The sequence below is a fragment of the Nocardioides limicola genome (genome assembly GCF_016827675.1).
In the GTDB taxonomy this organism is placed as follows: domain Bacteria; phylum Actinomycetota; class Actinomycetes; order Propionibacteriales; family Nocardioidaceae; genus Nocardioides; species Nocardioides limicola.
In genome coordinates, this window is record NZ_JAERJA010000012.1 from 31,097 (window position 1) to 56,410 (window position 25,314).

Genomic DNA, 25,314 nt, shown 5'->3' on the forward strand with positions numbered 1-25,314 from the left:
CGCGAGGTCGTGGAGACATCTCGTGCGAGTGCAGCCTCGTCATCGCTGGGGCTTCAGTCGCTGAAGATCGGCCCGCGGTGCAGCTGATGCTGGGCGGCCTGGGCCACCGGTCGGATCACGAGCTCGTCCACGTTCACATGCCGGGGGAGTGAGGCGACCCAGCGGATCGCCTCCGCGACGTCGGCGGCCACCAGGGGCGAGTCGACGTCGGCGTAGACCGCCTCCGCTCTGGCACGATCGCCCCCGAAGCGGACCAGTGAGAACTCCTCGGTGTGCACCATCCCTGGGGCGATCTCGGTGACCCGGATCGGTTCGCCGTTGAGTTCGAGTCTGAGGGTCTCGGTGAGCACGCGGGCGGCATGCTTGGCGGCGGTGTAGCCGCCGCCGCCCGGGTAGGCGACCCGGCCGGCGGTGGAGCCGACATTCACGATCAACCCGGTGCCCGAGGTGCGCAGTGCCGGCAGCAGTGCCTGGGTGACCCGCACCGTCCCCAGGACGTTCACGTCGTACATCGCCTGCCAGTCGGTGAGGTTGGCCTGCTCGACGGGGGTCGAGCCGAAGGCACCGCCGGCGTTGTTGACCAGGACGTCGAGCCGGGAGCCGACGGCCTCGGCCAGGGACGCGACGTCGGCGGCCTCGGTGATGTCGCAGGCCACCGCCGCGCCGCCGATCTCCTCGGCGAGGGCGATGATCCGCTCGGTACGGCGGGCGGCGCAGATCACCGCGTACCCGTCGCGCGCCAGTGCCCGGGCGGTGGCGGCGCCGATCCCACTGCTGGCGCCGGTGACCACGGCGGTGCGAGGAGTCTTCACGGCTCCATCGTGCCAGTCCTCATCCGGATTGACAGATGCGACCATGATGTCAAGTGCAGACTCAGTGCGAACTTTACATAGCACCGGGTCTTGTCAAGAAGGGTGTACATATGCAACGCTTCTGTAAAGCCGTACCCCCGCAGCACCTGTCAGAACCTGAGGAGCAGACGATGACGACCCCCCTGGACCCCACCGGCACAGTGGCCGTGGAGAGCACCGAGGACTGGCGTGACAAGAAGCGCTACCTGTGGCTGATGGGCCTGGTGGTCCCGTCGCTGGCCTTCATCGCGATCGGTGGGCATCACTGGACCGGAGCCAGCATCTTCTTGTGGGCCGGGCCGCTGCTGGTCTTCGCGGTCATTCCGCTCCTCGACCTGATCGCCGGGCTGGACGGCTCCAACCCTCCCGACGAGCTGATCGAGGAGCTCGAGAACGACCGGTACTACCGGTGGGTGATCTTCATGTACCTGCCGCTGCAGTACGTCGGGTTCGTGCTGGGCATCTATCTGATCGCCACCGCCGACTGGTCGGTGATCGACAAGGTCGCGCTGGCGCTCACCCTGGGGTGCATCGGCGGCATCGGCATCAACACCGCCCACGAGTTGGGTCACAAGCGCGAGTCGGTGGAGCGCTGGCTCAGCAAGGTGGCGCTCGCGCAGAGCTTCTACGGGCACTTCTACATCGAGCACAACCGGGGCCACCACGTCCGGGTCGCGACCCCCGAGGACCCGGCGTCGTCGCGGTTGGGCGAGACCTTCTACCGCTTCTGGCCGCGCACCGTGCTCGGCTCGCTGAAGTCCTCCTGGGAGGTCGAGGCCAAGCGGTACCGACGCAAGGACACGCATCCGTTCCACTTCGGCAACGACGTGCTGAACGCCTGGCTGATGAGCGTGGTGCTCTGGGGCGCGCTGGTGGCCTGGCTCGGCGTCGGCGTGCTGCCCTACCTGATCCTCCAAGCGGTCGTCGGCTTCACGCTGCTGGAGATCGTCAACTACCTCGAGCACTACGGGATGCTGCGCCAGAAGGTCGGCGCCGAGGGGCGGCAGCGCTACGAGCGCGTGGCGCCGCGGCACTCCTGGAACAGCAACAACATCGTCACCAACGTGTTCCTCTACCACCTGCAGAGGCACAGCGACCACCACGCCAACCCGACCCGGCGCTACCAGACCCTGCGTGACTACGAGGAGTCGCCGGTGCTGCCCACCGGGTACGCCGGGTCGATCCTGCTGGCGCTGGTCCCGCCCCTGTGGCGCAAGGTGATGGACCCCAAGGTGGTCGCCCACTTCGACGGTGACATCCGGCTGGCCAACGTGCAGCCGGGCAAGCTGGAGAAGCTGCTGAAGAAGTACCCCGCCCCCGTCGAGGAGGTCGTGGAGCAGCCGTTGGTCGACGCCACCCGGCACGAGTTCGACGACGAGGTGCTCGCCGCCCGCTGCCCGGGCTGCGGCTACACCTACGACGTACGCTCCGGCGACGAGGCCGAGGGCTTCGCAGCGGGCACCGCCTGGCGCGAGATCCCCGACGACTGGTGCTGCCCCGACTGCGGTGTCCGCGAGAAGGTCGACTTCGTGCCGCTCTCCGACGCGGTCGCCTGAGGGCCGGCTTCAGCGGGGGAGCAGGGCTGGGAGGAGCAGCCGACGGGCGAGGTCTCGAGAGGCCTGCCTGTCGGTGCCCAGCCGATCGCTCGGCGTGAGCATCAGCGAGTGCACGAGCCGTACCGCGATCTCGGCGGCCTCGTCGAGGTGTCCGCTCGCGTCCAGCCCGGATCGCCGCAACTGATCGGCCAAGAAGTCCCGGGCCAGGGCGATCCCCACCGCTCCCTGGGTGGTGGCGATCGGCAGCACCGTCTCCGGCTCGGTCTCGAGCAGGCGCTGCAGGAGCCGGTCCTCACGGATCAGTTCGATGGTCTCGGCGAAGCCCTCGACCAGTCGCTCCCGCGGATCGGGGATCGCGGCCATCAGCGTCTCGAGTCGGGCCAGGCTGGTCGTCAAGTGTCGTTGCAGGACGGCGTCGACCAGGGCTGCCTTGTCGGGGAAGCGTCGATACAGGGTGGCGCGGCCGATCTCGGCGACCTGAGCGACCCGGCCCATCGACGCCCGGCGCAGTCCGACCCGTTCGAACTCGGCCTCGGCGGCGGCGAGGATTCGCTCGACCACGACGTCGGATCCTGGGGCCATGACGTGATCCTAGGTTGCCCCTTGTCGTCCGGGCGGTCTCTGAGTACTGTCAGGCGTGAGACATTCAATCAGGAGTTGTCTCACTAGGAGGTCGGCATGGCGTTCGGTCCAGGCTCGCTGCTGTACGAGTCCTACGGCGATCGGGTGGGCTACCTGTGTGCCCCGGCCACGGGCCTGCTCCAGTTGATGTACCCACCGCTGGGACGGGGAGTCGAGCAGCATTCGGAGTTCTACGACGAACCCTTCGAGCGGCTCCTCCGCTCGGTGCCCCAGATCGTTGGGATCATCTTCGACGGGGACAGGTCGCTCGGGCAGGCGCACCGGGTGCGTGACTTCCACGCCGACATCAAGGGGACCATGGCCGATGGCAGTCGCTACCACGCGCTTGACCCGGAGACGTTCTTCTGGGCGCACGCCACCTTCATCGACGTGATCTTCCGGGTCGACGACCTCTTCCACAAGAAGCCGCTCGATCCCGACCAGCGCGCCGCCTACTATGCCGAGTGCGTCGAGTGGTGGCGGATGTACGGGATGACGATGCGGGTCGTGCCGCCGACCTATCCGGAGTTCCTCGCCTACTGGCAGCACCAGGTCGACGAGGTGCTCGAGCTCACTCCGGCCGCAGCGCGGTTCGTCGAGTTCCTCCACCATCCGTGGGAGATGGAGCAACCCTGGCTGCCCCGACCGGCCTGGCGGGTGCTCAGCCGGATCGGCGGGATCCCCGCCCGCGATATGGCTGTCGGCGCCATGCCCGAGCGAGTGCGCGAACTCTGCGGCTTCTCCTGGACATCGGCCCAGCAGCTCGCCTTCGACGGGTTCCGCAGGGTCGTGGCGCACACCTGGCCGCTGGTTCCCGAGTCGCTCCGGCTCGGGCCCCGCCCCCGCGCCGCCTATCGGCGTCAAGGTCGCCTTGGGCTGGACGCGGCGCTGGCCAGGGTGGCATCCGGGACCGGGTACGTCGATCCTCAGGAGCCGAGTCGAACCAGATGAGGGTGCTCGCGGGCGAACCGTGCCGGCGGCATCCCTCGCCACTGCCGGAACGCGTGCGTGAACGCCGAGGCCGTGGAGTAGCCGAGCCGGTGCGCCACCTCCTCGACGGTGAGCCCGCCGCGGAGCAGCTCCTCGGCGAGCATCCCGTTGACCTCTGCGGTCAGTTCCCGGTACGACGTGGCCTCCTCGGCCAGTCGCCGGCGCAGACTCCGCACGCTCAGGTTCAGGGCCACGGCCACCTGCTCCTGACGGATCTCGCCGTGGTGGCGGGCAAGCAGGTCACGGACCCGACCCGCGGTGCCGGTGCGAGCGAGACGGCGTTGCAGCAACTCCGCGCACTGCTGCTCACACAGTGCTGCGGTGGTCGGATGCGCCTGCGGCAGGGGCAGATCGAGGAGCTGCTCTGCCAAGCCGATCCGACACACGTCGGCGCCGAATGTGGGCTCGTTGCCGGTGATCTCGCGGTACCGCGCCCGGTAGCTCGGCGGCCGTCCCGGCAGTTCGAATCGCACCGCCTCCACCGGGCCGCCCAGCAGGTCGTGCTGCACGGTCGCCACCGCGGCCACATCGCGGTCCCGGTGCAACTGGCGGATCTCCGGTGGCAGTCCGCGGTCGTCGAAGACGAGATCCACCGAGCCGACGTGCTGCTCCAGCGACAGCTCTGCGAACGAGTACGTGAGATGGAACTGGCGCAGCACCGCGGCCACCGCGTCACGGACCGTGGCGCTGCTCAGCACCATCAATCCCCAGATCCCGTAGGAGCTGAGGTGATAGCGGGTGCCGGCGACCAGTCCGAAGTCCGAATCAGGGCCGACCTCGCGGCTGATGTTGCGCCAGAGCCGGATCTCCTGTCGACCGGTGATCTCGGTGTCGGGCGCCCGCAGCCGCCCTGCGTCGATCCCGGTCTCCCGGAGCACTGCGCCCTCCCGGACGCCGTACTCGAGCGCCAGGTCGGTGAGGATCACCGCACTCGTGGCGGGGTGGGCGACGTCCCAGCGTGCGTGCATACGATGATGCTCACCCCGTGTGGCCGAAATTCGCAAGTCTTGGGCCGCATTTCGTTCGAACCATCCCTGCCGTGACGGTCCATGATGGAGGCCGGGGGCCAGGTGACCAGCAGCGAACGCGGAGGAGTGACATGAGGCCGACACCCGTCGCCGTCTCCTCTGAACGACGTGGTGCGGGCACGCCGGTCGTGCTGGTGCACGGTCTGGGCAGCCGCTGGCAGGTGTGGTCGCCGATCCTGGACCGGATCGCCGACGCCGGACTCCAGGTGATCGCGGTGGATCTCCCCGGCTTCGGAGGCACCGCGCCCGTCGACGGGGTGACCCCGGGGCCGCCGGGCTATGTGGCCTGGCTGCAGGAGTGGCTGGCCGCCGAGGGCATCGAGCGGCCCCATCTGGTCGGCAACTCGATGGGCGGCGGCATCGCCCTCGAACTCGGCCGAGCCGGGGTCGCCGCGAGCGTCACCGCCTTCTCGCCGATCGGGTTCTGGCAGCGCCCCGGGCTCTGGTGGACCCAGGCACTGCTCACCACCCTGCGTGCTGCCGGCGCCGTCGCCGGCCCGCCGTTCTCCGCGGCGCTCGGCACCCGCCTCGGTCGCGCCGTGCTGCTGGGGCCCCTCTTCGGACGCCCCACCCGGGTGGACCCCGCCGAGGCACGGGCCGACCTGGCCGCGCTGGTCGCCGCCCCGGCCTTCCCGCAGGCCCGGAACAACTTCGCCGACTACCACCTGAGCGCCGCCGACGCCCCCGGCGCGCTGGCCGCGATCCCGGTGACCGTCGCCTGGGGGACCCGTGACGTCGTACTCACCCACCGGACCCAGAGCCGACGCGCCCGTGCCGCGTTGCCCACCGCACGGCACATCGACCTGGCCGGTTGCGGCCATCTGCCCTTCAACGACGACCCGGACCTGTGCGCCCGCGTCGTCCTCGACACCGTGAACGAGGAGTGCCCATGGAGCTGATCAGCCGCAACCCGGCCACCGACGAGGTGGTCGACACCTTCGACGTGCACACCCCCGAACAGGTCCAGGGCATCGTCGCCAGGGCCCGTGGGGCCTCCCACTGGTGGCAGGCACAGGGCTTCGACGGCCGCCGCCGGGCGCTGCGCAACTGGCGGCGCTACATCGCCCGGCACCGCCACGAACTGATCGAGTTGGTGCACGCCGAGAACGGCAAGCCCCGGGTGGACGCAGCACTGGAGCTGCTGCTCAGCCTGGAGCACATCGACTGGACCGCCAAGCACGCCGGCAAGGTGCTCGCGCCGCAGCGTCGCCGCCCCGGACTGCTGCTGGCCAACTTCGCGGCCCGGGTCGAGCAGGTCCCCTTCGGTGTGGTCGGCGTGATCGGCCCCTGGAACTACCCGGTGTTCACGCCGAACGGCTCCATCGCCACCGCGCTGGCCGCCGGCAACACCGTGGTGTTCAAGCCGAGCGAGTTCACGCCGGCGGTGGGGAAGTGGTACGTCGACGCGTTCGAGGCCGCCAACCCGCAGGTGCCACACGGGGTGCTGTCGGTGGTGATCGGCTTCGGAGAGACCGGCGCCGCGCTGTGCCGCGCCGGCGTCGACAAGCTCGCCTTCACCGGATCCGCGCCCACCGGTCGCAAGGTGATGGCGGCCTGTGCGGAGTCACTGACCCCGGTAGTGATGGAGCTCGGCGGCAAGGACGCCGCCATCGTCGCCTCCGACGCCGACCTGCGCGCGGCCGCCGACGCGATCGCGTTCGGGGCGATGGGCAACAGTGGCCAGACCTGTGTCGGCATCGAGCGGGTCTACGTCGAGCGTCCCGTCCGCGACCAGTTCCTGCGCCACCTCACCCAGGCGCTGGTCGGGGTCGAGCCGGGCAGTGGCAAGGACGCCTCCTACGGGCCGATGACGATGCCCAGCCAGATCGAGGTGGTACGCCGGCACGTCACCGACGCGCTCGCCGGGGGCGGCACCGCGGTGGTCGGCGGCCTCGACAGCATCGGCGACCGGTACATCCACCCGGTGGTGATCCTGGATCCGCCGCACAGCTCCACCGCGATCCAGGAGGAGACCTTCGGGCCGACCCTGACGGTGACCACCGTCGACTCGCTGTCGGAGGCCGTGAAGCTGGCCAACGACGTCCCCTTCGGCCTGGCGGGCTCGGTCTTCTCCACCGAGCAGGCCGACTGGATCGTCGAGCGGCTGGACACCAGCCAGATCTCGGTCAACTCGGTGCTCGGCTTCGCCGGGATGGCCGACCTGCCGCTGGGTGGACGCGGCGAGAGCGGCTTCGGACGGATCCACGGCCCCGAGGGGTTGCGGGAGTTCAGTCGCACCCGGGCGGTGGCCACCCAACGGCGGCCGATCCCCGGGGTGAACCTGCTCAGCTTCTCCCGGGCCCGGTGGCTGAACCGCTTCGCGCCGCACCTGATCCGCATCCTCTACGGACGCTGAAGGAGAACCCATGCCCAAGCCCTCCATCGCCGTGATCGGCAGCGGCTTCGGCGGCCTCGCCGCCGTCATCGAACTGAAGCGTCGCGGCTATCACGACATCGTCGTCATCGAGAAGGGCGATGACGTCGGCGGCGTCTGGCGGGAGAACACCTACCCCGGAGCCGCCTGCGACGTCCCCTCGCCGTTCTACTCCTTCTCGTTCGAGCCGAACCCGCGCTGGCCCAAACGGTTCTCCGAACAACCGGCGATCCTGGACTACATGCGCGCGGTCGCCGACAAGTACGACGTACGCCGCCACATCCGGTTCGGCAGCGAAGTGCTCGCCGCCCGTTTCGACGACGCCACCGGCCGGTGGACGGTGGAGCTCAGCGACGGGTCCGGACCGACGGAGAGCATCGAGGTGGACATCCTGGTGCCGGCGGTGGGCCAGCTCTCCCGTCCGGCGTACCCGACCATCGACGGGATCGACACGTTCGCCGGCGAGAGCTTCCACTCGGCCCAGTGGCGCCACGACATCGACCTGACCGGCAAGCGGGTGGCGGTGATCGGCACCGGGGCCAGTGCGATCCAGTTCGTCCCCGCGATCCAGCCCCAGGTCGCCTCGATGACGATCTTCCAGCGCTCCGCGCCCTACATCATCCCCCGCCCCGACCGGACCTTCTCCCAGTTGCACCACCGCGTGTTCGAACGGCTCCCGGTCACCCAGCTCGCCGAGCGCGGCACCTGGTACGGCCTCGTCGAGGGCCTCAGCATCGCCTGGGTCTATGCACAGCCGCTGGCCGCCGCCATCCGCGGGATCTCCCGGGCGCACATGGTGCGGCAGACGAGGAAGAAGCCCGGCCTCTTCGAGAAGGTATGGCCCGACTATCCGGTCGGCTGCAAGCGGATCCTCTTCTCGAGCAACTACCTGCCCGCACTCACCCGACCCAATGTCGAGCTCACCAACCAGCCGATCACGAAGGTCACCCCGACGGGCCTGGTCACCGCCGACGGGGCCGAGCACGAGGTGGACGTGATCATCTACGGCACCGGCTTCAAGGCCACCGAGTTCCTCGCCCCGATCAGCATCACCGGCTCCGGTGGCCGGGACCTGCATCAGGAGTGGGCCCAGGGTGCGCACGCCTACTACGGGATGAGCGTCCCCGGATTCCCGAACATGCAGATCATGTACGGCCCCAACACCAACACCGGCGGCGGCTCGATCATCTACTTCCTCGAGGCCCAGGCCAAGCACCTCGGTGACTTCGTGGCGCACCACGAGGCCGTCGGTGCGCCGGTGGCGGTGAAGGCCGAGGTGGAGCGGGCCCACGACGCACGGATCCAGGAGAGGTTGGCCGGCAGCGTGTGGAGCCAGTGCACGTCCTGGTATCGCAACGCGGACGGGCGGGTGACCACGAACTGGCCCCTGCTCGGGGTCCAGTACCAACGCGAGGTCAGGTACGACGCGAACGACTATGAGGTGGTGTCATGAACGACTACGACGTGATCGTGATCGGCTCCGGGTTCGGCGGCAGCGTGGCTGCGCTGCGACTGACCGAGAAGGGCTACCGCGTCGGCGTCCTCGAGGCGGGTCGCCGCTGGAACGCCGAGGACTTCCCGAAGACCAACTGGAACGTCCGCAAGTCCATCTGGGCGCCCCGGCTCGGCCTGACCGGGCCGCAGCGGATCAGCGTGCTCGGCAAGTGCCTGGTCTTCAGCGGCTCCGGCGTCGGGGGCGGTTCGTTGATCTACGGCAACACCTTGTACGAGCCGTTGCCGGCGTTCTACACCGACCCTGCCTGGGGACACCTCACCGACTGGCGCGCCGAGCTGGAGCCCTACTACGACCAGGCCAAGCGGATGCTCGGCGTGGTGGAGAACCCACGGATCGGTCCCAAGGACGAGGTGCTGCTCGACATCGCCCGCGACCGCGGCGTCGCGGACACCTTCCACCGCACCCAGGTGGGCGTCTTCTTCAACGAGGGCCAGGAGGGTGCCGAGGTCGACGACCCCTACTTCGGCGGCGCCGGCCCCCGGCGTGCGGGCTGCATCCACTGCTCGGAGTGCTTCACCGGCTGCAAGCACAACGCCAAGAACACCACCACCACCAACTACCTGCACCTGGCCGAGGCCGGCGGTGCCGAGGTGCATCCGTTGACCACGGTGACCTCGGTCCGGCCCGACGGCGACGGCTACCTGATCGAGACGCAGCGTTCGAACGGGAAGCTGCGCAAGGGCCGGCGTACCTTCCGCTGCGAGCAGGTGGTCTTCGCCGCGGCCGCCCTGGGCACCCAGAAGCTGCTGCACCGGATGCGCGACGAGCAGATCCTGCCGCACCTGTCGCCGCGGCTGGGGGAGCTGACGCGCAGCAACTCCGAGGCGATCATCGGGGTGTCCAGCAGGAGTCGTGATGACTTCTCGCAGGGGGTGGCGATCACCTCCTCGATCCATCCCGAGCCGCAGACCCATGTCGAGGTGTGCACCTACGGGAAGGGCCAGAACTCGTTGTTCCTGCAGACGGTGCCGATGGTGGACGGGGGCGCGTTCCGGTTCCTGCGGCTGCTGCTCACCCTGCTGCTGCACCCGATCGCGTCACTGCGCACCCTGAACGTGCGCGGCGCGTCCGAGCGGTCGGTGATCCTGTTGGTGATGCAGTCGCTGGACAACTCGCTGACCTCCTACCTGCGCCGTGGGCTGCTCAAGACCCGGCAGGGCACCGGGCAGCCCAACCCGGACTGGATCCCGCTGGCGCATGAGGTGGCCCGCTCCTACGCGGACAAGGTGGACGGCGTCACCGGCAACATCGCCACCGACGTCTTCAACATCCCCGCCACCGCTCACTACATCGGCGGCGCCACCATCGGCGACTCGCCTGAGTCGGGCGTGGTCGACGGCTATCAGCGGGTCTTCGGGTACTCCGGGCTGCACGTGGCCGACGGCTCGGCGATCACCGCGAACCTCGGCGTGAACCCGTCACTGACGATCACCGCCCAGGCCGAACGGGCGATGGCGTTCTGGCCGAACAAGGGCGAGGCCGACCCTCGGCCCGCGCTCGGCACGCCCTATCAGCGGATCGTGCCGGTGGCTCCGCGCCACCCGGCCGTCCCCGAGACCGCCCCCGGCGCGCTCCGCCTGCCGGCCTGACCGAGAGGGAACACGATGACACGACTGGCCGACCTCGAGCCCGAGACCAGCACCGAGCAGGCGTGGGAGCTCTTCGACAGCCTCGAACCGGTGTCGGCTGCGGCGTTGACCGGACGCTGGCGGGGACGCGAGTTGCGCACCGGTCACCCGATGGACGGGCTGCTGGAGGCCTCGGGCTGGTTCGGGAAGCAGTTCGACGGAGTCGATGCGGTGCACCCACTGCTGTTCCAGACGCCCGACGGTGACATCTTCGCGGTCGACCCGCGCCGGCTCCCGCTGAGTGTCGCCGATCGGGTGCCTGCCGGGGTCGTGTCGCGGGGCAGGAGCATGCTCGGGTGGGTCAAGCCTGCCCTCGCCACCGGCAAGCACCGGGCCCGGCTGCGCGACCTGGAGCATCGCGGGGTGGTGACCGCCGCCATGGTCTATGACCACCTGCCGATCATCGACGTGTTCCGCCGCGTCGACGACGACACGGTGCTCGGCGTGATGGACCAGCGCGGGGTGCCCCAGCCCTACTTCTTCATCCTGGCCCGGGACTGAGGCGTCATGACCGTCACCTCGTCGGCGGGGCCCGACCCGGCCGAACTGCAGGATCTGGCCGACCTGGCCCGCGACTTCTTCACCCGTGAGGTGGCGCCGCGGCACGACGAGTTCGTGGCGCAGGGCTACCCGGACAAGGCGCTCTACCGCCGGGCCGGCGAGCTGGGCCTGCTCTGCATGTCCATCCCCGAGCAGTACGGCGGCGGGGGAGGCACCTTCGCCCACGAAGCCGTGCTCTTCGAACAGCAGGTCAAGGCCGGGGACTCGAGCATGCAGCTCGGTGTGCACACCGGCATCGTGCCGCACTACCTGCTGGCCTATGCCGGGGAGGAGAACAAGCGCCGCTGGCTGCCCCGGCTCGCGTCCGGGGAGTGGGTCGGCGCCATCGCGATGACCGAGCCCGGCACCGGCTCGGACCTGCAGAACATCGCCGCCAAGGCGATCCGCGAAGGCGACGAGTACATCGTCTCCGGTGCGAAGACCTTCATCTCCAACGGCCGCAACTGCGACCTGCTGATCATCGCCGTGAAGACGGACCCGACCCTCGGTGCCCAGGGCGTCAGCCTCGTCGTCGCCGAGGTGTCCGACGACACTCCGGGCTTCCAGCGCGGCCGGGTGCTCAAGAAGGTGGGCCAGAAGGGTCAGGACACCACCGAACTCTTCTTCGACGGCCTCCGGATCCCGGTGGCGAACCTGCTCGGCGAGCAGGAGGGCCAGGGGTTCTTCCAGCTCATGGAGCAGCTGCCCCAGGAGCGGCTCATCTGTGGCGTCGCGGCTGCGGCGATGATCGAGGCCGCCGTCGAGACCACCATCGACTACACCAAAACCCGGCACGCCTTCGGCAAGCCCTTGTTCGCCCTCCAGAACACCCGGATGGAGCTCGCCGAGTGCGCCACGCTCGCCCAGGTCGTGCGAGCGTTCGTCAACGATGCCCTCGCGAAGCACCTCCGCGGGGAGCTCGATGTCAAGACCGCCGCCATGGTGAAGTACTGGACCACCGAACAGCAGACCCAGGTGGTCGACCGTTGTTTGCAACTCCACGGCGGCTACGGCTACATGGAGGAGTACCCCATCGCCAGGATGTGGACCGATGGTCGGATCGCGCGCATCTACGCCGGCGCCAACGAGGTCATGAAGGACCTCATCGCCCGCTTCCTCTGATCGCTGCAGGTGTGGCAGCATCCCGGTCATGAGACCGACCGTGACGATCCGTACCTGCCCGGTCGGATGAACCGGACCCCGGCACGCCCGGCGTGGTCGCGCCACGACCTGTGGCATCTCGGTGCCGCGTCCAGCACCTTCGTTGCGCTGGCGTTCACGGGGTTCATCGCCTTCGTCGCCAGCTGTAACGTCCACGAGCTGGGGCACGTCGTGGTGGCCCTCCCGCTGGGGTGGGAGGTCGAACGCGTCCACCTCTGCCTTCCCGGGGGTGGCGGGGTGGAGTACAGCAGCATCGGCCACTGGGCCGGGAACGCCCAGGGCTACGCGGGCGGTCTGATCGCCGCCGGTGTGTTGGCCGTGCTCTATGCGTGGCTGTTCGAGCGCCGTGGGGCACCGTTGAGGAGTCCCCGCTGGTGGGCGGCTGGCGTGGGGGTGGTCCTTCCGGTGGGGCCCCAGCTGGTGGTCGCCTTCGTGGAGGGGACCGCACAGCCGGGGGAGAACTACACCGACCGATTCGCCGACACGCCGGCCCTGATGGTGCTGGTGGTCGCCTCCATGATCGGAGTGGCCGGGTTGTATGTGTGGCGGTGGCGCGCGGTCTGGGCGCCACCGGAGTGGACCGATGAGGACCCGTGACGAGTGGAGGATGCGATGAGCAACGAACGGCTGGCCGAGGCGGGGATCTCCGTCGACATCGACGGGGTGGTCGCCACCCTCACCCTGGACCGCCCCGAGGTGCGCAACGCCCAGCACCCGCGGATGTGGGCTGCGATGGCCGACGTGCTGGAGTCGCTGGATGCCAGCGTGCGGATCGTGGTGGTCCGCGGCGCCGGGGGCACCTTCTCCGCCGGGCTCGACCTGGCCCTGCTGGACCCGGCGAAACGCGCGGAGGAGGGGAGTCTGGTGGCGACGCTGAGCAAGTCGGACCAGGAGATCATCGACACCATCGGTGAGTACCAGCGTCCGTTCGCACTGCTCAGCGATCCCCGGTTCATCTCGATCGCCGTGGTCGAGGGTCACGCGATCGGTGCCGGCTTCCAGCTCGCTCTCTGTTGCGACCTGCGGATCGTCGCCGAGGACGCCCGGCTCTGCATGAAGGAGCCCGCGCTGGGGCTGGTGCCGGACCTGGTCGGCACCAAGCCGCTGGTCGAGGCCGTCGGCTACGCCCGGGCCCTGGAGATCTGTGCCACCGCCAGGTTCGTGACCGGCGTCGAGGCGGGTGAGTTGGGCATCGCCCAGACGGTGGTGCCCGCCGCGGACCTGGAGGCGGCCCTGACCGCCAGCATCGGCGCACTCACCGCACATTCCCAGGGTGCTGTGCAGGGCACCAAGGCGCTGCTGCAGCAGGCGCCGTTGCGGACCCTCGACGAGCAGCGGCTGGCCGAACGGACCGCGCAGGTGGCCCGGTTCCGCGAACTGGCTGTTGCCTTCGGCCTCGCCTGACACGGCGGCGAATCCGCGCCAGACTGCCCCCATGCGACTTCGCTTGGTGCGCCTGCTGCACCGCCGTTCGGGTGCCCAGTACTGGCTGGTGGTGGCCGCCGCCGAGGGCGGGGCAGCCGTGCTCGTTGCGCTGGCGACCGTGCTGCTGGTGTCCACCTACTTCGCCACGTCGTGGAGTTCGGTGGCCTTGGTGGCCCTGGTCGCCGCGTGCGGCACCGCGGCCGCGGCCGGGCACGCCGCGCTGCGGATGCGCCCCAAGTTGGCACGGTTCCGGGACTGGCAGGCCGCCCCAGACCCCTCGGACGCAGCCACCGTCCAGGTGTGGCGGGAGACGGTCGTCGGCAACTGGGAGGCCTATCGGGGGCACGCCGGCCGGTTGAGCCTGATCACTGTGCTGCCGGCGTCCGCCTTCGCCGCCTGGCAGTGGGAGTTGGGGTGGGGCGGCCTGGGCGCCTTGCTGCTGGCCTGTGTGGTGCCGGCCTACTACGCCACCGTGGTCAGCTACTCCATCGGCGAACTGCTCGCCCGGCCCCTGGTCGACGAGATCGCCGGACGGCTCCCGGACGGTTTCGACTTCCGGGCGGAGGGGCCCTCCCTGCACAAGCGGCTCACCCTCGCGCTGCCGGCGTACACCACCACCGCGGCGGTGCTGACCGTCGGCCTCCTCGACCATGGCGAAGGGGCAGCGACGCTGGCGATCACCGTGCTGGTCGCGCTGGCGGTCGGGATCGGGCTCTCCACCGAACTCACGGTGCTGCTCGGCGACGCGATCACCTCCCCGGTACGCCGGATCCGGGCGCAGTTGGCGCAGGTGCGGGAGGGCAACTTCGCGGCGCGATCGCCGGTCACCAGCGGCGACGAACTCGGTGAACTGGCCCACGACGTGAACGCGATGGCCCAGGGGCTGGCCGAACGCGAGGAGATGCGGGCCGCGTTCGGCACCTACATGGACAAGGCCGTGGTGGAACTGATCCTGTCCGGAGCCTTCCCACCCGAGGGCATCGAGGCTCAAGCGTCGATCCTCTTCTGTGACGTGCGCGGCTTCACCGCCTACGCCGAACATGCCAGTGCCGCCGAGGTGATCGCCACCCTGAACCAGATGTTCGCCACCATCGTGCCGATCGTGGAGCAGCACGGCGGACACGTCGACAAGTTCCTCGGCGACGGGCTGCTGGCCGTCTTCGGAACACCGCAACACCACGTGGACCATGCCGACCGGGCGGTGGCCGCAGCCTGCGAGATCGCCGCGGCCGGGTCGTTCGGCGACAGCGGACTGACGGTCGGGGTGGGCGTGAACTCCGGGACGGTGGTCGCCGGTCCGCTCGGGGGCGCAGGCCGGTTGAACTTCAGCGTGATCGGGGACGCGGTCAACACCGCAGCCCGGGTGGAGGCGGCGACCAGGCAGACCGGTGACGATGTCCTGATCACCGAAGCCACTCGCCGCTTGCTGACCCGGCCGCCCGAGCTGACCCCGCGCGGGGTGCTGGAGCTCAAGGGCAAGGCCCAGCCTGTCGAGCTGTACGCCCCGATGGCGACGACGCCCGTGCGGCCGACTCGTCCCGCACCGGCCAGGGAGTGATCCTCAGCCGCGGTCGGCGAGCTCCCACACCCCGGGGGCACCCTTGATCATCACGCCCTCGCGGATCAGCGCCTGCCGTGCCTGACGCGCGGCGTACCGCCACCGGAGCTCACCCTCGGGGGTCTTCTGCCGGTCACCGGGCAGCAGGAGCTCTTCGGCGAGGAGTTCGACGCCGGCGAAGAGATCCTCGGCCGCCAGCGTGCCACCGGCCTCGCCCAGCACCTGGAGGATCAGCGGCCGGAACGTCTCGGGTGCCGACCAGCGTCGAGTGGCTCGACGGGTGGCGACCGCGGGCCCAGCCGGCTTCGACTTCACGGCCGACTTCGCTCGGGCGGTGGCCCGGGGGGCGGCCGGGCGCACCGGCTCCGGAGGCTTCGGTGGCAGGCCGTGGATGCAGGTGGATCGCGGCAGTTCGCACAGGTCGCAGTAGTCGGCGCTCATCACCCCCCAGCCTAGTCGCCGGTGCCCGAGCAGGCACCGGCGGCCGGACGGCCCGGGACGCCGCTCAGCCCCTCCCGACCCGGATCATCTCGGCCCGGTCGGCGACCTTGACCCGGGCCCGACCCTCGGCCTCGCCGAGAGCGACCTCGTGGGCGTCGAGGCGCTCCCAGTGCTCGAAGGTGCTGACCTGGACCCCGCGCTCGGCGAAGTAGGCGTCCACGTCGGCCGGCTCCCGGTCGGTGGCGATGGGCCGGGTGTCGGCGAGCAGGTGCTCGACGGTCTCGGCGGCATCGCTCTTGGTGTGCCCGATCAGCCCGACCGGTCCGCGCTTGATCCAGCCGGTCACGAAGAGGCCGGGGATCGGCTGTCCGTCCAGGTCGAGCACCCGGCCACCGTCGTTCGGGATCACTGCCGCCCGCTCGTCGAACGGCAGGCCCGGCAGCGCGCTGCTGCGGTAGCCCACGGCCCGATAGACGGCCTGCACGTCCCAGTCGGTGTGGACGCCGGTGCCCTCGACGGCACCGTGATCGGTGGGCCGCGTGCGTTCGGTGCGCAAGGTGGTCACCCCGGTCTCGTCGCCGAGGATCTCGGTGGGGGCCTCGGCGAAGTGCAGGTGGATCCGATGCGGCTTACCGACCGGCTCCCGGCCGACCCAGTTGGACAGCGTGCTGAGCACCATCTTGGCCTGTTTGTTGCTGGCGACGTGCGCCATCGCCTGCTCGTCCACGTCGAAGCCCTCGGGGTGGACGATCACCTCGACGTTGGGCGAGTGGTTGAGTTCGCGCAACTCCAGCGGTGAGAACTTCGCGTACGCCGGGCCGCGGCGAGCGAAGACGTGCACGTCGGTGGTGGTCTTGGTCGCGAGACCCTCGTATACGTGGGCGGGGATGTCGGTGACCAGCATCTCGTCGCCGGTCTTGGCCAGCACCCGGGCCACGTCGAGGGCCACATTGCCGACGCCGATCACGGCGACCGACGGGGCGTCCAGTGGCCAGCTCCGGCCGACGTCGGGGTGGGCGTCGTACCAGGAGACGAAGTCGGCGGCGCCGTGGGAGAGTTCCTCGCCGGGGATGCCCAGGTCGCGGTCGGCCATCGCGCCGGTGGCGACGATCACCGCGTCGTAGAAGTCGTGGAGCACCTCCAACTTGACGTCGACTCCGAACTCGACGCCTGCCAGCAGTCGCACCTGGGGCTTGGCCAGCACCCGCTGCAGCGCCTTGACGATCTCCTTGATCCGCGGATGGTCGGGGGCGACGCCGTAGCGGACCAGTCCGAAGGGCGCCGGCAGCCGCTCCAGGATGTCGACGGAGACGTCGACCTCGGACTTGGTCAGGATGTCCGCGGCGTAGATGCCAGCCGGTCCGCCACCCACGATGGCCACACGAAGAGTCATGACTACGAGTCTGCGGACGCTGACCGAGTCACACAACGAACTTGTGGTTGGGTAGTGACAAGGTAGCCTTGTGACCATGTTGGGCCCCCACGTGCCGGAACTCCGCGCGCTCGAGCTGTTGGTCGCGGTCGCCCGCACCGGCAGTCTCGGTGCGGCGGCCTCCGAGCTGGGCATCAGCCAGCAGGCTGCCTCGTCACGGGTGCGGACGATGGAGTCGCTGGTCGGCGAGACATTGCTGGTCCGGACCCGGCGCGGGTCGGAGCTGACGCAGACCGGGGAGTTGGTGGTGCAGTGGGCGGGCCGGGTGCTGGAGGCTGCTGCCCAACTCGACGCCGGGATCGCCGCGCTGCGCTCCGACCGCCAGGATCACCTCACCATCGCCGCCAGCCTCACCATCGCCGAGCATCTGCTGCCCCGGTGGCTGGTCGCGGTGCGCGCCCAGCAGGTGTCGGCCGGGCAGAGCCCGACCGAGGTGAGGATGACCGCCACCAACAGCGTTCGGGTCGCCGCACTTGTCGGCGAGGGAGCGGTGGACCTCGGTTTCGTGGAGGGACCCGACGCGCCTCGGGGACTGAGGCACCGACTGGTCGGCACGGACGAACTCGTCGTGGTGGTCGGACCCGACCATGCCTGGGCGAGACGATCGGGGCGGCGGGTGACCGCGGCGACGCTGGCCGCCACCCCGCTGGTGGTCCGGGAGGCGGGCTCGGGGACCAGGACGGTGCTGGAACGCGCACTGCAGGATCGGGAGACGGTGCCCCCGGCGCTGGAGCTGTCCAGCACGGCCGCGGTCCGGTCGGCGGTCGCGGCCGGTGCCGGGCCGGCCGCGCTCGGCGCCCATGCGGTGCGCGACGACCTCGCCACCGGTCGTCTGGTGGCGATCACGGTGACCGGGCTGGACCTGACCCGACGGCTGCACGCGGTCTGGCGGGGATCGGTCAACCCACCGGCGGGCCCGGCCCGAGACCTCATCGAGTGGGCGGCACGGCACGGGCCGCGGCGTACTCCTCCTCGGTGAGCAGCCGGGACCGGGTCAGGAAACGGACACCCTCGGGGGCCTCCAGCGAGAAGCCTGCCCCGCGTCCGGGAACCACGTCGATGGTCAGGTGGGTGTGCTGCCAGTACTCGAACTGCGCCTTCGACATCCATACCGGCACCGGCCGGTCCAGCCCGATCGGCAGGTGGCCGAGCAGGACGTCGGCAGGTCCGACCAGGAAGTCCCCGTCGGGGTAGCACATCGGCGCCGACCCGTCGCAGCAGCCACCGGACTGGTGGAACATCACCGGGCCGTGCGTGCCGGTGAGGCGACGGAGCAACTCCGCCGCCTCACCGGAGACGTCGACCCGACTCGTCGTGGAACCGGTGGCTCGGCCGCCGGTCGAGTCGGTCGGATCCATCAGAAGAAGCCCAGCGGCTCGGGGGAGTAGGACACCAGCAGGTTCTTGGTCTGCTGGTAGTGGTCGAGCATCATCTTGTGGTTCTCCCGTCCGATCCCGGACTGCTTGTAGCCACCGAACGCGGCGTGCGCGGGGTAGGCGTGGTAGCAGTTGGTCCAGACCCGGCCGGCCTGGATCTCCCGGCCGGACCGGTAGAGCTGACCGTTGTCGCGTGACCAGACCCCGGCCCCGAGTCCGTACAGGGTGTCGTTGGCGATCTTCAGGGCGTCCGCCTCGTCCGCGAACGAGGTCAGCGAGACCACGGGTCCGAAGATCTCCTCCTGGAAGATCCGCATCGCGTTGTTGCCCTCGAAGACGGTCGGGGTGACGTAGTAGCCCTCGGCCAGGTCGCCCTCGAGCACGTTGCGCTCGCCGCCGGTGAGCACCCGGGCGCCCTCGGCCTTCCCGATGTCGATGTAGGAGAGGATCTTCTGCAGCTGGTCGTTGCTGGCCTGGGCGCCGATCATGGTGGCGTCGTCGAGCGGATTGCCCTGGATGATCTTCTCCACCCGGGTGATCGCGTCACCGACGAACTCGGAGTAGATGGAGTCCTGCACCAGCGCCCGGGACGGGCAGGTGCACACCTCACCCTGGTTGAGGGCGAACATCGCGAACCCTTCGAGGGCCTTGTCGTAGAACGAGTCGCGCTGGGCGGCGACGGACTCGAAGAAGATGTTCGGGCTCTTGCCGCCCAGCTCCAGGGTCACCGGGATGATGTTCTGGCTGGCGTACTGCATGATCAGGCGGCCGGTGGTGGTCTCACCGGTGAACGCGATCTTGGCGATCCGGCTGGACGAGGCCAGCGGCTTGCCGGCCTCGACACCGAAGCCGTTCACCACGTTGAGGACGCCGGCGGGCAGCAGGTCGCCGATCAGCTCCACGACCTTGAGGATCGACCAGGGCGTCTGCTCCGCGGGCTTGAGTACGACGGCGTTGCCGGCGGCCAGCGCCGGGGCGAGCTTCCAGACCGCCATCAGGATCGGGAAGTTCCACGGGATGATCTGGCCGACCACCCCCAGAGGCTCGTGGAAGTGGTAGGCGATGGTGTTCTCGTCGATCTCGCCCACGGTGCCCTCCTGGGCGCGCAGCGCGCCGGCGAAGTAGCGGAAGTGGTCGACGGCCAGCGGCAGGTCGGCGGCCAGCGTCTCCCGGACGGGCTTGCCGTTCTCCCAGGTCTCGGCGACGGCCAGCATGGTGAGGTTCTCCTCGAGCCGGTCGGCGATCCTGTTCAGCAGGTTGGCCCGCTCGGTGGGGGAGGTCTTGCCCCAGGCCGGGGCGGCCGCGTGGGCGGCGTCCAGGGCCGCCTCGATGTCACCTTCGGTGCCCCGGGCGATCTCGGTGAACGGCTTCCCGTTGACCGGTGAGATGTTCTCGAAGTACTGGCCCGTCACCGGGGCGACCCACTCGCCTCCGATGAAGTGGTCGTAGCGGCTCTGCACGGTGACCAGCGAGTCGGGCTGGCCGGGTGCGCTGTAGACGGTCATGGCTTGCTCCTCAGGGGGTGCGTGTGATGGGTGTCACACAGACGCTAGGAGCCGGCACGTTGCGGAAGCGTTGCGACGGCTGGTTGCGGCCCGAGCAGCGTGTCGGGCTTCGCTCACGGATCACGTGCCGTGACCGGAACATCCGTGGAGGCATCGACGTTCTCACCGGCATGCGCATCGAGATCTGGTCCGACATCGTCTGCCCGTGGTGCTATATCGGCAAGCGGCGATTCGAGGCAGCATTGGCCGACTTCGCGCACGCTGAGCAGGTTGACGTGGTGTGGCGCTCCTTCCAACTCGACCCGGCCGCGGAGCGTGAACCCACCGCCACCGTCGCCGAGCACCTGGGCCGCAAGTACGGCGGCGGCAGCGAGGCGGGGCGGCGGATGGTCGACCGGATGGAGGCGGTCGCGGCCGAGGAGGGGATGACCTGGCGTCACCACGAGTCCCGGCCGGTCAACACCCTGGACGCCCATCGGTTGCTGCACCTGGCCGCTGCCGAGGGCGGCCCGGGATTGCAGGGTGCCTTGAAGGAGGCGCTCCTCGCGGCGTACTTCATCCAGGCCGCCAACGTGGCTGACCATCATGTGTTGCGGACGACGGCGGCCGAGGTCGGCCTCGATGAGGCACGGGTGGTCGAGGTGTTGGCCGGCACCGAGTTCCGCGACGACGTGTTCCACGACCAGGAGCAGGCTTACCAGTACGGCGCCAGCGGGGTGCCGTTCGCGGTCGTCGACGGCCGGTACGGCGTCCCCGGGGCCCAGCCGGCGGAGACGATCAGCCAGGTGCTTGTCAAGGCGTGGGCCGACACCCACCCGGTGCTGCAGATGGTCGAGTCCGGGACCGAGTGCGGTCCCGGCGGGTGCGCTGTCTGAACTCGGTTCGGCGGTCGAGTAGCGAGCGTCAGCGAGCGTATCGAGACTGTCCGACGCGGGCGTGGCCTCGACACACCGCCTCGCAAGTTCGGCGGCACTCGACGATCGAATCGGTCAGAGGGCGAACTCGCGGTCCAGGCGGGCGATCTGACCCTCGGCCATCGCCCGCAGCGGTGAGCCCGGCGCGAGCACGTCGCGCTGGCGGCACCACATCTCGTAGTCGTCGGCCCCCCAGGCGCTCCGGGTCCATGTCGACATCAGGTCCGCCTGTGCCGACTGCAGCACCGCCGACCGGAGTTGGTCGCCGAGCATCTCCCGGAGCCGGACCACTCCGGGCGCGGTGGAGCGTGGCAGCAGCGGACCGCGGTAGGCGCGCACGGCGCCCGCGACGTCGCCGGCGGCGAGTCTGGCCTCCACGCCCATCCAGTCGCCGGCGATCTCGGCGTCGAGGCGATACGGGCGGGAGGTGAGGAACTCATCGCTGAGCAGGTTGCGCAGCCGTTTGAGTTCGGCACGCAGCGTCGAGGACCCGCCGTCGTCCTCGTAGAGCATCACCGAGAGTTCGTCGCCCGACATGCCGTGCGGCGCGCTGGCCAGCAGCAGCACGATCTCGCTGTGCCGCGGCGAGAGCCGCAGCCGGCCGGTCCGCGGGTTGGCGGGATCGTCGAGGGTGATCAGGACGTCGTTGCGGCCCAGCGCCTCCACGGTGATTCGCGGCCACGCCCGGCGAGGCTGTGGTGGCCTCTCCGGCAGCGCGTGTCGCGCGAACTCGGCCTCGGCCAGCCGAGCCGTCGCCTTCAGCAGGGCCATCGTGTGCGGTGCCACCGCGTCGTCCCCGGTGGTGAGGTCGAGTACGCCGAGCAGCCGCGAGGTGGTCGGGTCATGGATCGGGGTGGCCGCACAGCTCCACCGCTGCACCGCGTGCCGGAAGTGCTCGGGGCGAGCGATGCTGACCGGCCGGTCCAGTCGCAGTGCCAGCCCCGGGGCGTTGGTGCCGGCCAGCCGCTCGTCCCAGTTGCTGCCCGCGACGAAGCCGATCCCCTCCGCACGGCGGACCGCACTCGGGGCGCCGCAGACCCACAACAATTGGCCGACCTCGTCGGAGACGGCCATCACCGCGTCGCAGTCCCGGGCGGCCTGCCCCAACACATCGTCGAGGATCGGGAAGACCCGCGACAGCGGATGGGCGTCCCGGACGTCACGCAACTCGTCCTCGGGCAGCGTGATCGGGGCGGACTCCTCATCCACCGTCACACCCGCCGCAGCGGACCGGTGCCAGGAGTCCGCGACTTCCGCCCTCATCCCGGGGCGGGGCGCGGATTCAGCGACCACCCTGACAGTGTGGCATGGGTCACGTTGCAGTCACGTTGCGTCGACCTACGACGCCCGGGACCGTGCGAACTCCTTCATCCGGCGCAGGTACGCCGGGAGTCGCCGCGCCGACACCGGGCGTGGCCAGTCGTCGGCACGGAACCAGGCATCCGAGCCGCCGTCGACGAAGACCACGCTGCCGCACAGGAAGTCGGCCGCCTCGGACAGCATGAAGACCGTCCACTCGGCCAGGTGGCCGGGATCTCCGTACCCGCCGATCGGCACCGGGAACCCCTTGATCGCCTTGGCCTGACCGGGTGTGGCCAGTTGCTGCTCCAGCAGCGGCGTCATGATGGCGCCCGGCGCCAGGGCATTGAGCCGGATCCCCGCCCCAGCCCACTCCGGGGTGACCGCCGTGCGGCGTACCCAGTGGCTGACGGCGAGCTTGCTGGCCGCGTACGCCATCGAGGGCGCGCCCTTGCCGAAGAAGCGCACTGCGCGCGCAGCCTTGGCCGGGTCGCCGGCCAGCAGCGCCCTGACCGCACGTCGCGGCACCAGCGGCGTGGCCGTGGTGGAGTTGGAGGAGAAGACCACCACCTTGGCACGGTCGGCCGCCGCCAGGGCAGGACGCCAGGCCTCCAGCAGGGCCACCACGCCCAGGTGGTTGACCTCGCCGATCAACTGCTCGCGGCCACGGGTCGGACCGATGCCGGCCGCCATCACGGCACCATCGAGCACCCCGCCGGCCCGTTGCAGCACCTCGTCGGCGGCGGTGCGACGTCCCGCGGCGGTGCCGAGATCGGCGGTCACCTCGGCCTCCTTGACGTCGACCTCGATCACCCGGTGGCCGGCGGCCGCCAGTCGGGTGACGACTTCGCGGCCCATCCCGGAGGCGGACCCGGTGACGACATAGGTTCCCATGTAGAACAGGTTACAGAATTGAAGTTGTGCGGTGGGGGGCGGCCGAAATCCGGATGCCCGCGTTCCCAGTGCTGTGATAGACCGGCGAGGTGCCTTCTGAAGCGAAACCTCTCGGTGACCTCGACGCCTATCTCGCGCTGCCACGCACCGCCGGCCTGACCCTGAGCCGGGACGGGACCCGGCTGGTGACGACGGTCAGTTCCCTCGATCCGGAGCGGACCCGCTACGTGTCCGCCCTGTGGGAGGTGGACCCTGCGGGGGCTCGCCCCGCCACGCGACTGACTCGCAGTGCCAAAGGGGAGACCGCGGCCGCGTTCGCCAGCAACGGCGACCTGCTCTTCACCTCCGCGCGACCCGACCCCGACACCAAGGCCGAGGATGGCGACGACCCCAAGGCAGCGCTCTGGCTGCTGCCGGCAGCCGGGGGAGAGGCCCGGGTGATCGCCACTGCCGGCGGCGGCCTCGGCAACATCCTCACTGCCAGGGACGCCGACGTCGTCTCGGTCAGCGCCCAGGTGCTGCCCAGCGCCACCGACCTGGAGGCCGAGGCCGACCTTCGCAAGGCGCGCAGCACGCAGAAGGTCTCCGCGATCCTGCACAGCGGCTACCCGATCAGGCACTGGGACCACGACCTCGGGCCCGAGGAGCCGCGCCGCTACGTCGCCAGCCTGGGGTCGCTCACCGACGCCCCGGCCCGGCCGGTGTCGGAGAACGGCGAGTCCGCCACGGATGCCCACCTCGCGCTGCGGCAGCTCACCGGGGCCGGACGCCAACTCAGCCCCGAGCACCAGGGGGCGCTCTCGGCCGACGGCACCACCCTGGTCACCACCTGGGCGGTGGTCGAGGCCGGGGCCAGCGTCCGGTCCACCCTGGTCGCCCTCGACACCGCCACCGGCGAACGACGCACCCTGCTCGACGACCCCGACCACGAGTACGAGATGCCGGCCATCTCCCCGGATGGGCGCTACCTCGTGTACCTGCACTACGTCCGCTCCACACCGGAGACCGCACCGGACTGCAAGATCGGCCTGCTCGCCCTGGACGGGCATGCCGGGCCCCGGGTCGTGGCCGCCGGCTGGGATCGGTGGCCCACCTCGTTCACCTGGCTGCCCGACTCCAGCGGCGTCCTGATCACTGCCGACTCGGACGGACGCGGCCCGATCTTCTGGATGGGTCTCGACGATGTCGAGACCGTGCACCGGGTCACCGCCGACGACGCACTCTTCTCCAGTGTCTGTGTCGCTCCCGACGGCTCGACCGCCTACGCCCTGCGATCGTCGTACGCCGCTCCGCACACGCCGGTCCGGATCGACCTGGCGGAGTTCTGGGCGTCCAACGCACCGGTTCCGGCGGCCCGGTTGCTCGGGCCGGTGCCCGAACCCGATCTGCCCGGAACCCTGACCGAGGTGGAGACCGAGGCCGACGACGGCGTCCGGGTGCGCGCCTGGCTGGCGGTCCCCGCAGGCGCCTCGGACGAGGCGCCGGCACCGTTGCTGTTGTGGATCCACGGCGGACCGCTCGGGTCGTGGAACGACTGGTCCTGGCGCTGGAACCCGTGGCTGCTGGTCGCTCAGGGGTACGCCGTGCTGCTGCCGGACCCGGCCCTGTCCACCGGCTACGGGCGGGACTTCGTGCAGCGCGGCTGGGGCCGGTGGGGGGAGCGGCCCTTCACCGACCTGATGGCGATCACCGACGCGGTCGAGGCCCGACCGGAGATCGATGAGACCCGGACCGCGGCGATGGGCGGGTCGTTCGGCGGCTACATGGCCAACTGGGTGGCCGGGCACACCGACCGGTTCGACGCGATCGTCACCCATGCCAGCCTGTGGGAGATGGACGGGTTCGGCACCACCACCGACCACGCGTACTACTGGGGCCGGGAGATGACCCCGGAGATGGCGTTGGCGAACAGTCCGCACCGCTTCGTCGACAAGATCGCCACCCCGATCCTGGTCATCCACGGTGACAAGGACTACCGGGTGCCGATCGGGGAGGGACTGCGTCTGTGGCAGGAACTGCTGACCAAGTCGGCCCTACCGGCCGCCGAGGACGGCAGCACCGTGCACCGGTTCCTGTACTTCCCCGACGAGAACCACTGGGTGCTCAGTCCGCAGCACGCCAAGGTCTGGTACCAGGTGGTGACCGCCTACCTGGCCGAGCACGTGCTGGGGGAGGCAGGGGAGTGGCCCGAGGTGCTGGGCTGAG

23 protein-coding genes are annotated in these 25,314 nt (G+C 70.1%); 14 read left to right on the plus strand and 9 right to left on the minus strand.

Features of this window, described 5'->3' with window-relative positions; genetic code table 11:
* Positions 1 to 53: 53 nt before the first annotated feature.
* On the minus strand, positions 54 to 857 hold the full coding sequence (locus JKG67_RS16000) for an SDR family oxidoreductase (protein ID WP_203338346.1): 804 nt from the start codon (positions 855 to 857) through the stop codon (positions 54 to 56).
* 125 nt (positions 858 to 982) lie between these two features.
* Here JKG67_RS16000 and JKG67_RS19270 point away from each other — a divergent pair, with 125 nt between their 5' ends.
* Complete coding sequence (locus tag JKG67_RS19270) at positions 983 to 2,407, plus strand: fatty acid desaturase (RefSeq protein WP_203338347.1); 1,425 nt, start codon at positions 983 to 985, stop codon at positions 2,405 to 2,407.
* A gap of 9 nt (positions 2,408 to 2,416) precedes the next feature.
* On the opposite strand, the gene JKG67_RS16010 is transcribed toward JKG67_RS19270, so the two are convergent.
* Positions 2,417 to 2,989, minus strand: a complete 573-nt coding sequence (locus JKG67_RS16010; protein ID WP_203338348.1) for a TetR/AcrR family transcriptional regulator — start codon at positions 2,987 to 2,989, stop codon at positions 2,417 to 2,419.
* A gap of 96 nt (positions 2,990 to 3,085) precedes the next feature.
* On the opposite strand from JKG67_RS16010, the gene JKG67_RS16015 reads away from it, so the two are divergent.
* Entirely contained in the window at positions 3,086 to 3,979 is an 894-nt protein-coding gene (locus JKG67_RS16015) for an oxygenase MpaB family protein (RefSeq protein ID WP_203338349.1), read from the plus strand.
* Here the strand turns inward: JKG67_RS16015 and JKG67_RS16020 are convergent.
* Positions 3,955 to 4,986 (minus strand): AraC family transcriptional regulator, encoded by a 1,032-nt coding sequence (locus JKG67_RS16020; RefSeq protein ID WP_203338350.1) that lies wholly within the window; start codon positions 4,984 to 4,986, stop codon positions 3,955 to 3,957. The genes JKG67_RS16015 and JKG67_RS16020 overlap by 25 nt on opposite strands.
* A gap of 131 nt (positions 4,987 to 5,117) precedes the next feature.
* On the opposite strand from JKG67_RS16020, the gene JKG67_RS16025 reads away from it, so the two are divergent.
* From JKG67_RS16025 to JKG67_RS16065, 9 genes are read left to right on the plus strand one after another with little or no spacing between them, the layout of a single operon-like run.
* Positions 5,118 to 5,945, plus strand: a complete 828-nt coding sequence (locus JKG67_RS16025) for an alpha/beta fold hydrolase (protein ID WP_203338351.1) — start codon at positions 5,118 to 5,120, stop codon at positions 5,943 to 5,945.
* Positions 5,936 to 7,402, plus strand: coding sequence for an aldehyde dehydrogenase family protein (locus JKG67_RS16030; RefSeq protein ID WP_203338352.1), 1,467 nt, complete (start codon positions 5,936 to 5,938; stop codon positions 7,400 to 7,402). Before JKG67_RS16025 ends, JKG67_RS16030 begins: the two co-directional genes overlap by 10 nt.
* Before the next feature lie 10 nt (positions 7,403 to 7,412).
* Positions 7,413 to 8,873 carry a flavin-containing monooxygenase gene (locus tag JKG67_RS16035; RefSeq protein ID WP_203338353.1) on the plus strand — a complete coding sequence of 487 codons (1,461 nt, stop codon included), beginning with the start codon at positions 7,413 to 7,415 and terminating at the stop codon, positions 8,871 to 8,873.
* Entirely contained in the window at positions 8,870 to 10,525 is a 1,656-nt protein-coding gene (locus tag JKG67_RS16040) for a GMC oxidoreductase (RefSeq protein ID WP_203338354.1), read from the plus strand. Before JKG67_RS16035 ends, JKG67_RS16040 begins: the two co-directional genes overlap by 4 nt.
* 15 nt (positions 10,526 to 10,540) lie before the next feature.
* Positions 10,541 to 11,065: a DUF4334 domain-containing protein gene (locus tag JKG67_RS16045; protein WP_203338355.1), complete on the plus strand. Its 525-nt coding sequence runs from the start codon at positions 10,541 to 10,543 to the stop codon at positions 11,063 to 11,065.
* Positions 11,066 to 11,071: 6 nt separating this feature from the next.
* A complete protein-coding gene (locus JKG67_RS16050) occupies positions 11,072 to 12,226 on the plus strand; it encodes an acyl-CoA dehydrogenase family protein (RefSeq protein WP_203338356.1) in 1,155 nt (384 codons plus the stop codon).
* Between the two features lie 9 nt (positions 12,227 to 12,235).
* On the plus strand, positions 12,236 to 12,862 hold the full coding sequence (locus tag JKG67_RS16055; protein WP_203338357.1) for a hypothetical protein: 627 nt from the start codon (positions 12,236 to 12,238) through the stop codon (positions 12,860 to 12,862).
* A 15-nt stretch (positions 12,863 to 12,877) separates the two neighbouring features.
* Positions 12,878 to 13,669 carry an enoyl-CoA hydratase/isomerase family protein gene (locus JKG67_RS16060; RefSeq protein ID WP_203338358.1) on the plus strand — a complete coding sequence of 264 codons (792 nt, stop codon included), beginning with the start codon at positions 12,878 to 12,880 and terminating at the stop codon, positions 13,667 to 13,669.
* A gap of 31 nt (positions 13,670 to 13,700) precedes the next feature.
* The gene (locus JKG67_RS16065; protein WP_203338359.1) at positions 13,701 to 15,248 is read left to right on the plus strand and encodes an adenylate/guanylate cyclase domain-containing protein; all 1,548 of its coding nucleotides are present in this window, start codon (positions 13,701 to 13,703) and stop codon (positions 15,246 to 15,248) included.
* Between the two features lie 3 nt (positions 15,249 to 15,251).
* On the opposite strand, the gene JKG67_RS16070 is transcribed toward JKG67_RS16065, so the two are convergent.
* Positions 15,252 to 15,689 carry a hypothetical protein gene (locus JKG67_RS16070; protein ID WP_203338360.1) on the minus strand — a complete coding sequence of 146 codons (438 nt, stop codon included), beginning with the start codon at positions 15,687 to 15,689 and terminating at the stop codon, positions 15,252 to 15,254.
* Between the two features lie 64 nt (positions 15,690 to 15,753).
* A complete protein-coding gene (locus JKG67_RS16075) occupies positions 15,754 to 17,082 on the minus strand; it encodes an FAD-dependent oxidoreductase (RefSeq protein WP_238998575.1) in 1,329 nt (442 codons plus the stop codon).
* A 76-nt stretch (positions 17,083 to 17,158) separates the two neighbouring features.
* Between JKG67_RS16075 and JKG67_RS16080 the strand changes: the two genes are divergently transcribed.
* Positions 17,159 to 18,100, plus strand: coding sequence for a LysR family transcriptional regulator (locus tag JKG67_RS16080; protein ID WP_203338362.1), 942 nt, complete (start codon positions 17,159 to 17,161; stop codon positions 18,098 to 18,100).
* Here JKG67_RS16080 and JKG67_RS16085 read toward each other — a convergent pair.
* Together JKG67_RS16085 and exaC are read right to left on the minus strand one after the other, a co-directional pair.
* A complete protein-coding gene (locus tag JKG67_RS16085; protein WP_203338363.1) occupies positions 18,051 to 18,479 on the minus strand; it encodes a DUF779 domain-containing protein in 429 nt (142 codons plus the stop codon). The genes JKG67_RS16080 and JKG67_RS16085 overlap by 50 nt on opposite strands.
* Positions 18,479 to 20,002: an acetaldehyde dehydrogenase ExaC gene (exaC, locus tag JKG67_RS16090; protein WP_203338364.1), complete on the minus strand. Its 1,524-nt coding sequence runs from the start codon at positions 20,000 to 20,002 to the stop codon at positions 18,479 to 18,481. Before exaC ends, JKG67_RS16085 begins: the two co-directional genes overlap by 1 nt.
* 59 nt (positions 20,003 to 20,061) lie before the next feature.
* Here exaC and JKG67_RS16095 point away from each other — a divergent pair, with 59 nt between their 5' ends.
* Complete coding sequence (locus tag JKG67_RS16095; protein ID WP_238998576.1) at positions 20,062 to 20,877, plus strand: DsbA family oxidoreductase; 816 nt, start codon at positions 20,062 to 20,064, stop codon at positions 20,875 to 20,877.
* A gap of 114 nt (positions 20,878 to 20,991) precedes the next feature.
* Here JKG67_RS16095 and JKG67_RS16100 read toward each other — a convergent pair whose 3' ends face one another.
* Positions 20,992 to 22,209 carry a GAF domain-containing protein gene (locus JKG67_RS16100; protein ID WP_307816601.1) on the minus strand — a complete coding sequence of 406 codons (1,218 nt, stop codon included), beginning with the start codon at positions 22,207 to 22,209 and terminating at the stop codon, positions 20,992 to 20,994.
* A gap of 45 nt (positions 22,210 to 22,254) precedes the next feature.
* A complete protein-coding gene (locus JKG67_RS16105; RefSeq protein ID WP_203338365.1) occupies positions 22,255 to 23,109 on the minus strand; it encodes an SDR family oxidoreductase in 855 nt (284 codons plus the stop codon).
* A gap of 89 nt (positions 23,110 to 23,198) precedes the next feature.
* On the opposite strand from JKG67_RS16105, the gene JKG67_RS16110 reads away from it, so the two are divergent.
* The gene (locus tag JKG67_RS16110; RefSeq protein WP_203338366.1) at positions 23,199 to 25,313 is read left to right on the plus strand and encodes a S9 family peptidase; all 2,115 of its coding nucleotides are present in this window, start codon (positions 23,199 to 23,201) and stop codon (positions 25,311 to 25,313) included.
* Position 25,314: the final 1 nt, after the last annotated feature.

What these genes read in the sequence shown, in the direction of transcription:
- JKG67_RS16000 (WP_203338346.1), bottom strand. Translation starts at nt 857, where the DNA reads ATGGTCGCATCTGTCAATCCGGATGAGGACTGGCACGATGGAGCCGTG.
- JKG67_RS19270 (WP_203338347.1), top strand. Translation starts at nt 983, where the DNA reads ATGACGACCCCCCTGGACCCCACCGGCACAGTGGCCGTGGAGAGCACC.
- JKG67_RS16010 (WP_203338348.1), bottom strand. Translation starts at nt 2,989, where the DNA reads ATGGCCCCAGGATCCGACGTCGTGGTCGAGCGAATCCTCGCCGCCGCC.
- JKG67_RS16015 (WP_203338349.1), top strand. Translation starts at nt 3,086, where the DNA reads ATGGCGTTCGGTCCAGGCTCGCTGCTGTACGAGTCCTACGGCGATCGG.
- JKG67_RS16020 (WP_203338350.1), bottom strand. Translation starts at nt 4,986, where the DNA reads ATGCACGCACGCTGGGACGTCGCCCACCCCGCCACGAGTGCGGTGATC.
- JKG67_RS16025 (WP_203338351.1), top strand. Translation starts at nt 5,118, where the DNA reads ATGAGGCCGACACCCGTCGCCGTCTCCTCTGAACGACGTGGTGCGGGC.
- JKG67_RS16030 (WP_203338352.1), top strand. Translation starts at nt 5,936, where the DNA reads ATGGAGCTGATCAGCCGCAACCCGGCCACCGACGAGGTGGTCGACACC.
- JKG67_RS16035 (WP_203338353.1), top strand. Translation starts at nt 7,413, where the DNA reads ATGCCCAAGCCCTCCATCGCCGTGATCGGCAGCGGCTTCGGCGGCCTC.
- JKG67_RS16040 (WP_203338354.1), top strand. Translation starts at nt 8,870, where the DNA reads ATGAACGACTACGACGTGATCGTGATCGGCTCCGGGTTCGGCGGCAGC.
- JKG67_RS16045 (WP_203338355.1), top strand. Translation starts at nt 10,541, where the DNA reads ATGACACGACTGGCCGACCTCGAGCCCGAGACCAGCACCGAGCAGGCG.
- JKG67_RS16050 (WP_203338356.1), top strand. Translation starts at nt 11,072, where the DNA reads ATGACCGTCACCTCGTCGGCGGGGCCCGACCCGGCCGAACTGCAGGAT.
- JKG67_RS16060 (WP_203338358.1), top strand. Translation starts at nt 12,878, where the DNA reads ATGAGCAACGAACGGCTGGCCGAGGCGGGGATCTCCGTCGACATCGAC.
- JKG67_RS16065 (WP_203338359.1), top strand. Translation starts at nt 13,701, where the DNA reads ATGCGACTTCGCTTGGTGCGCCTGCTGCACCGCCGTTCGGGTGCCCAG.
- JKG67_RS16070 (WP_203338360.1), bottom strand. Translation starts at nt 15,689, where the DNA reads ATGAGCGCCGACTACTGCGACCTGTGCGAACTGCCGCGATCCACCTGC.
- JKG67_RS16075 (WP_238998575.1), bottom strand. Translation starts at nt 17,082, where the DNA reads ATGACTCTTCGTGTGGCCATCGTGGGTGGCGGACCGGCTGGCATCTAC.
- JKG67_RS16080 (WP_203338362.1), top strand. Translation starts at nt 17,159, where the DNA reads ATGTTGGGCCCCCACGTGCCGGAACTCCGCGCGCTCGAGCTGTTGGTC.
- JKG67_RS16085 (WP_203338363.1), bottom strand. Translation starts at nt 18,479, where the DNA reads ATGGATCCGACCGACTCGACCGGCGGCCGAGCCACCGGTTCCACGACG.
- exaC (WP_203338364.1), bottom strand. Translation starts at nt 20,002, where the DNA reads ATGACCGTCTACAGCGCACCCGGCCAGCCCGACTCGCTGGTCACCGTG.
- JKG67_RS16105 (WP_203338365.1), bottom strand. Translation starts at nt 23,109, where the DNA reads ATGGGAACCTATGTCGTCACCGGGTCCGCCTCCGGGATGGGCCGCGAA.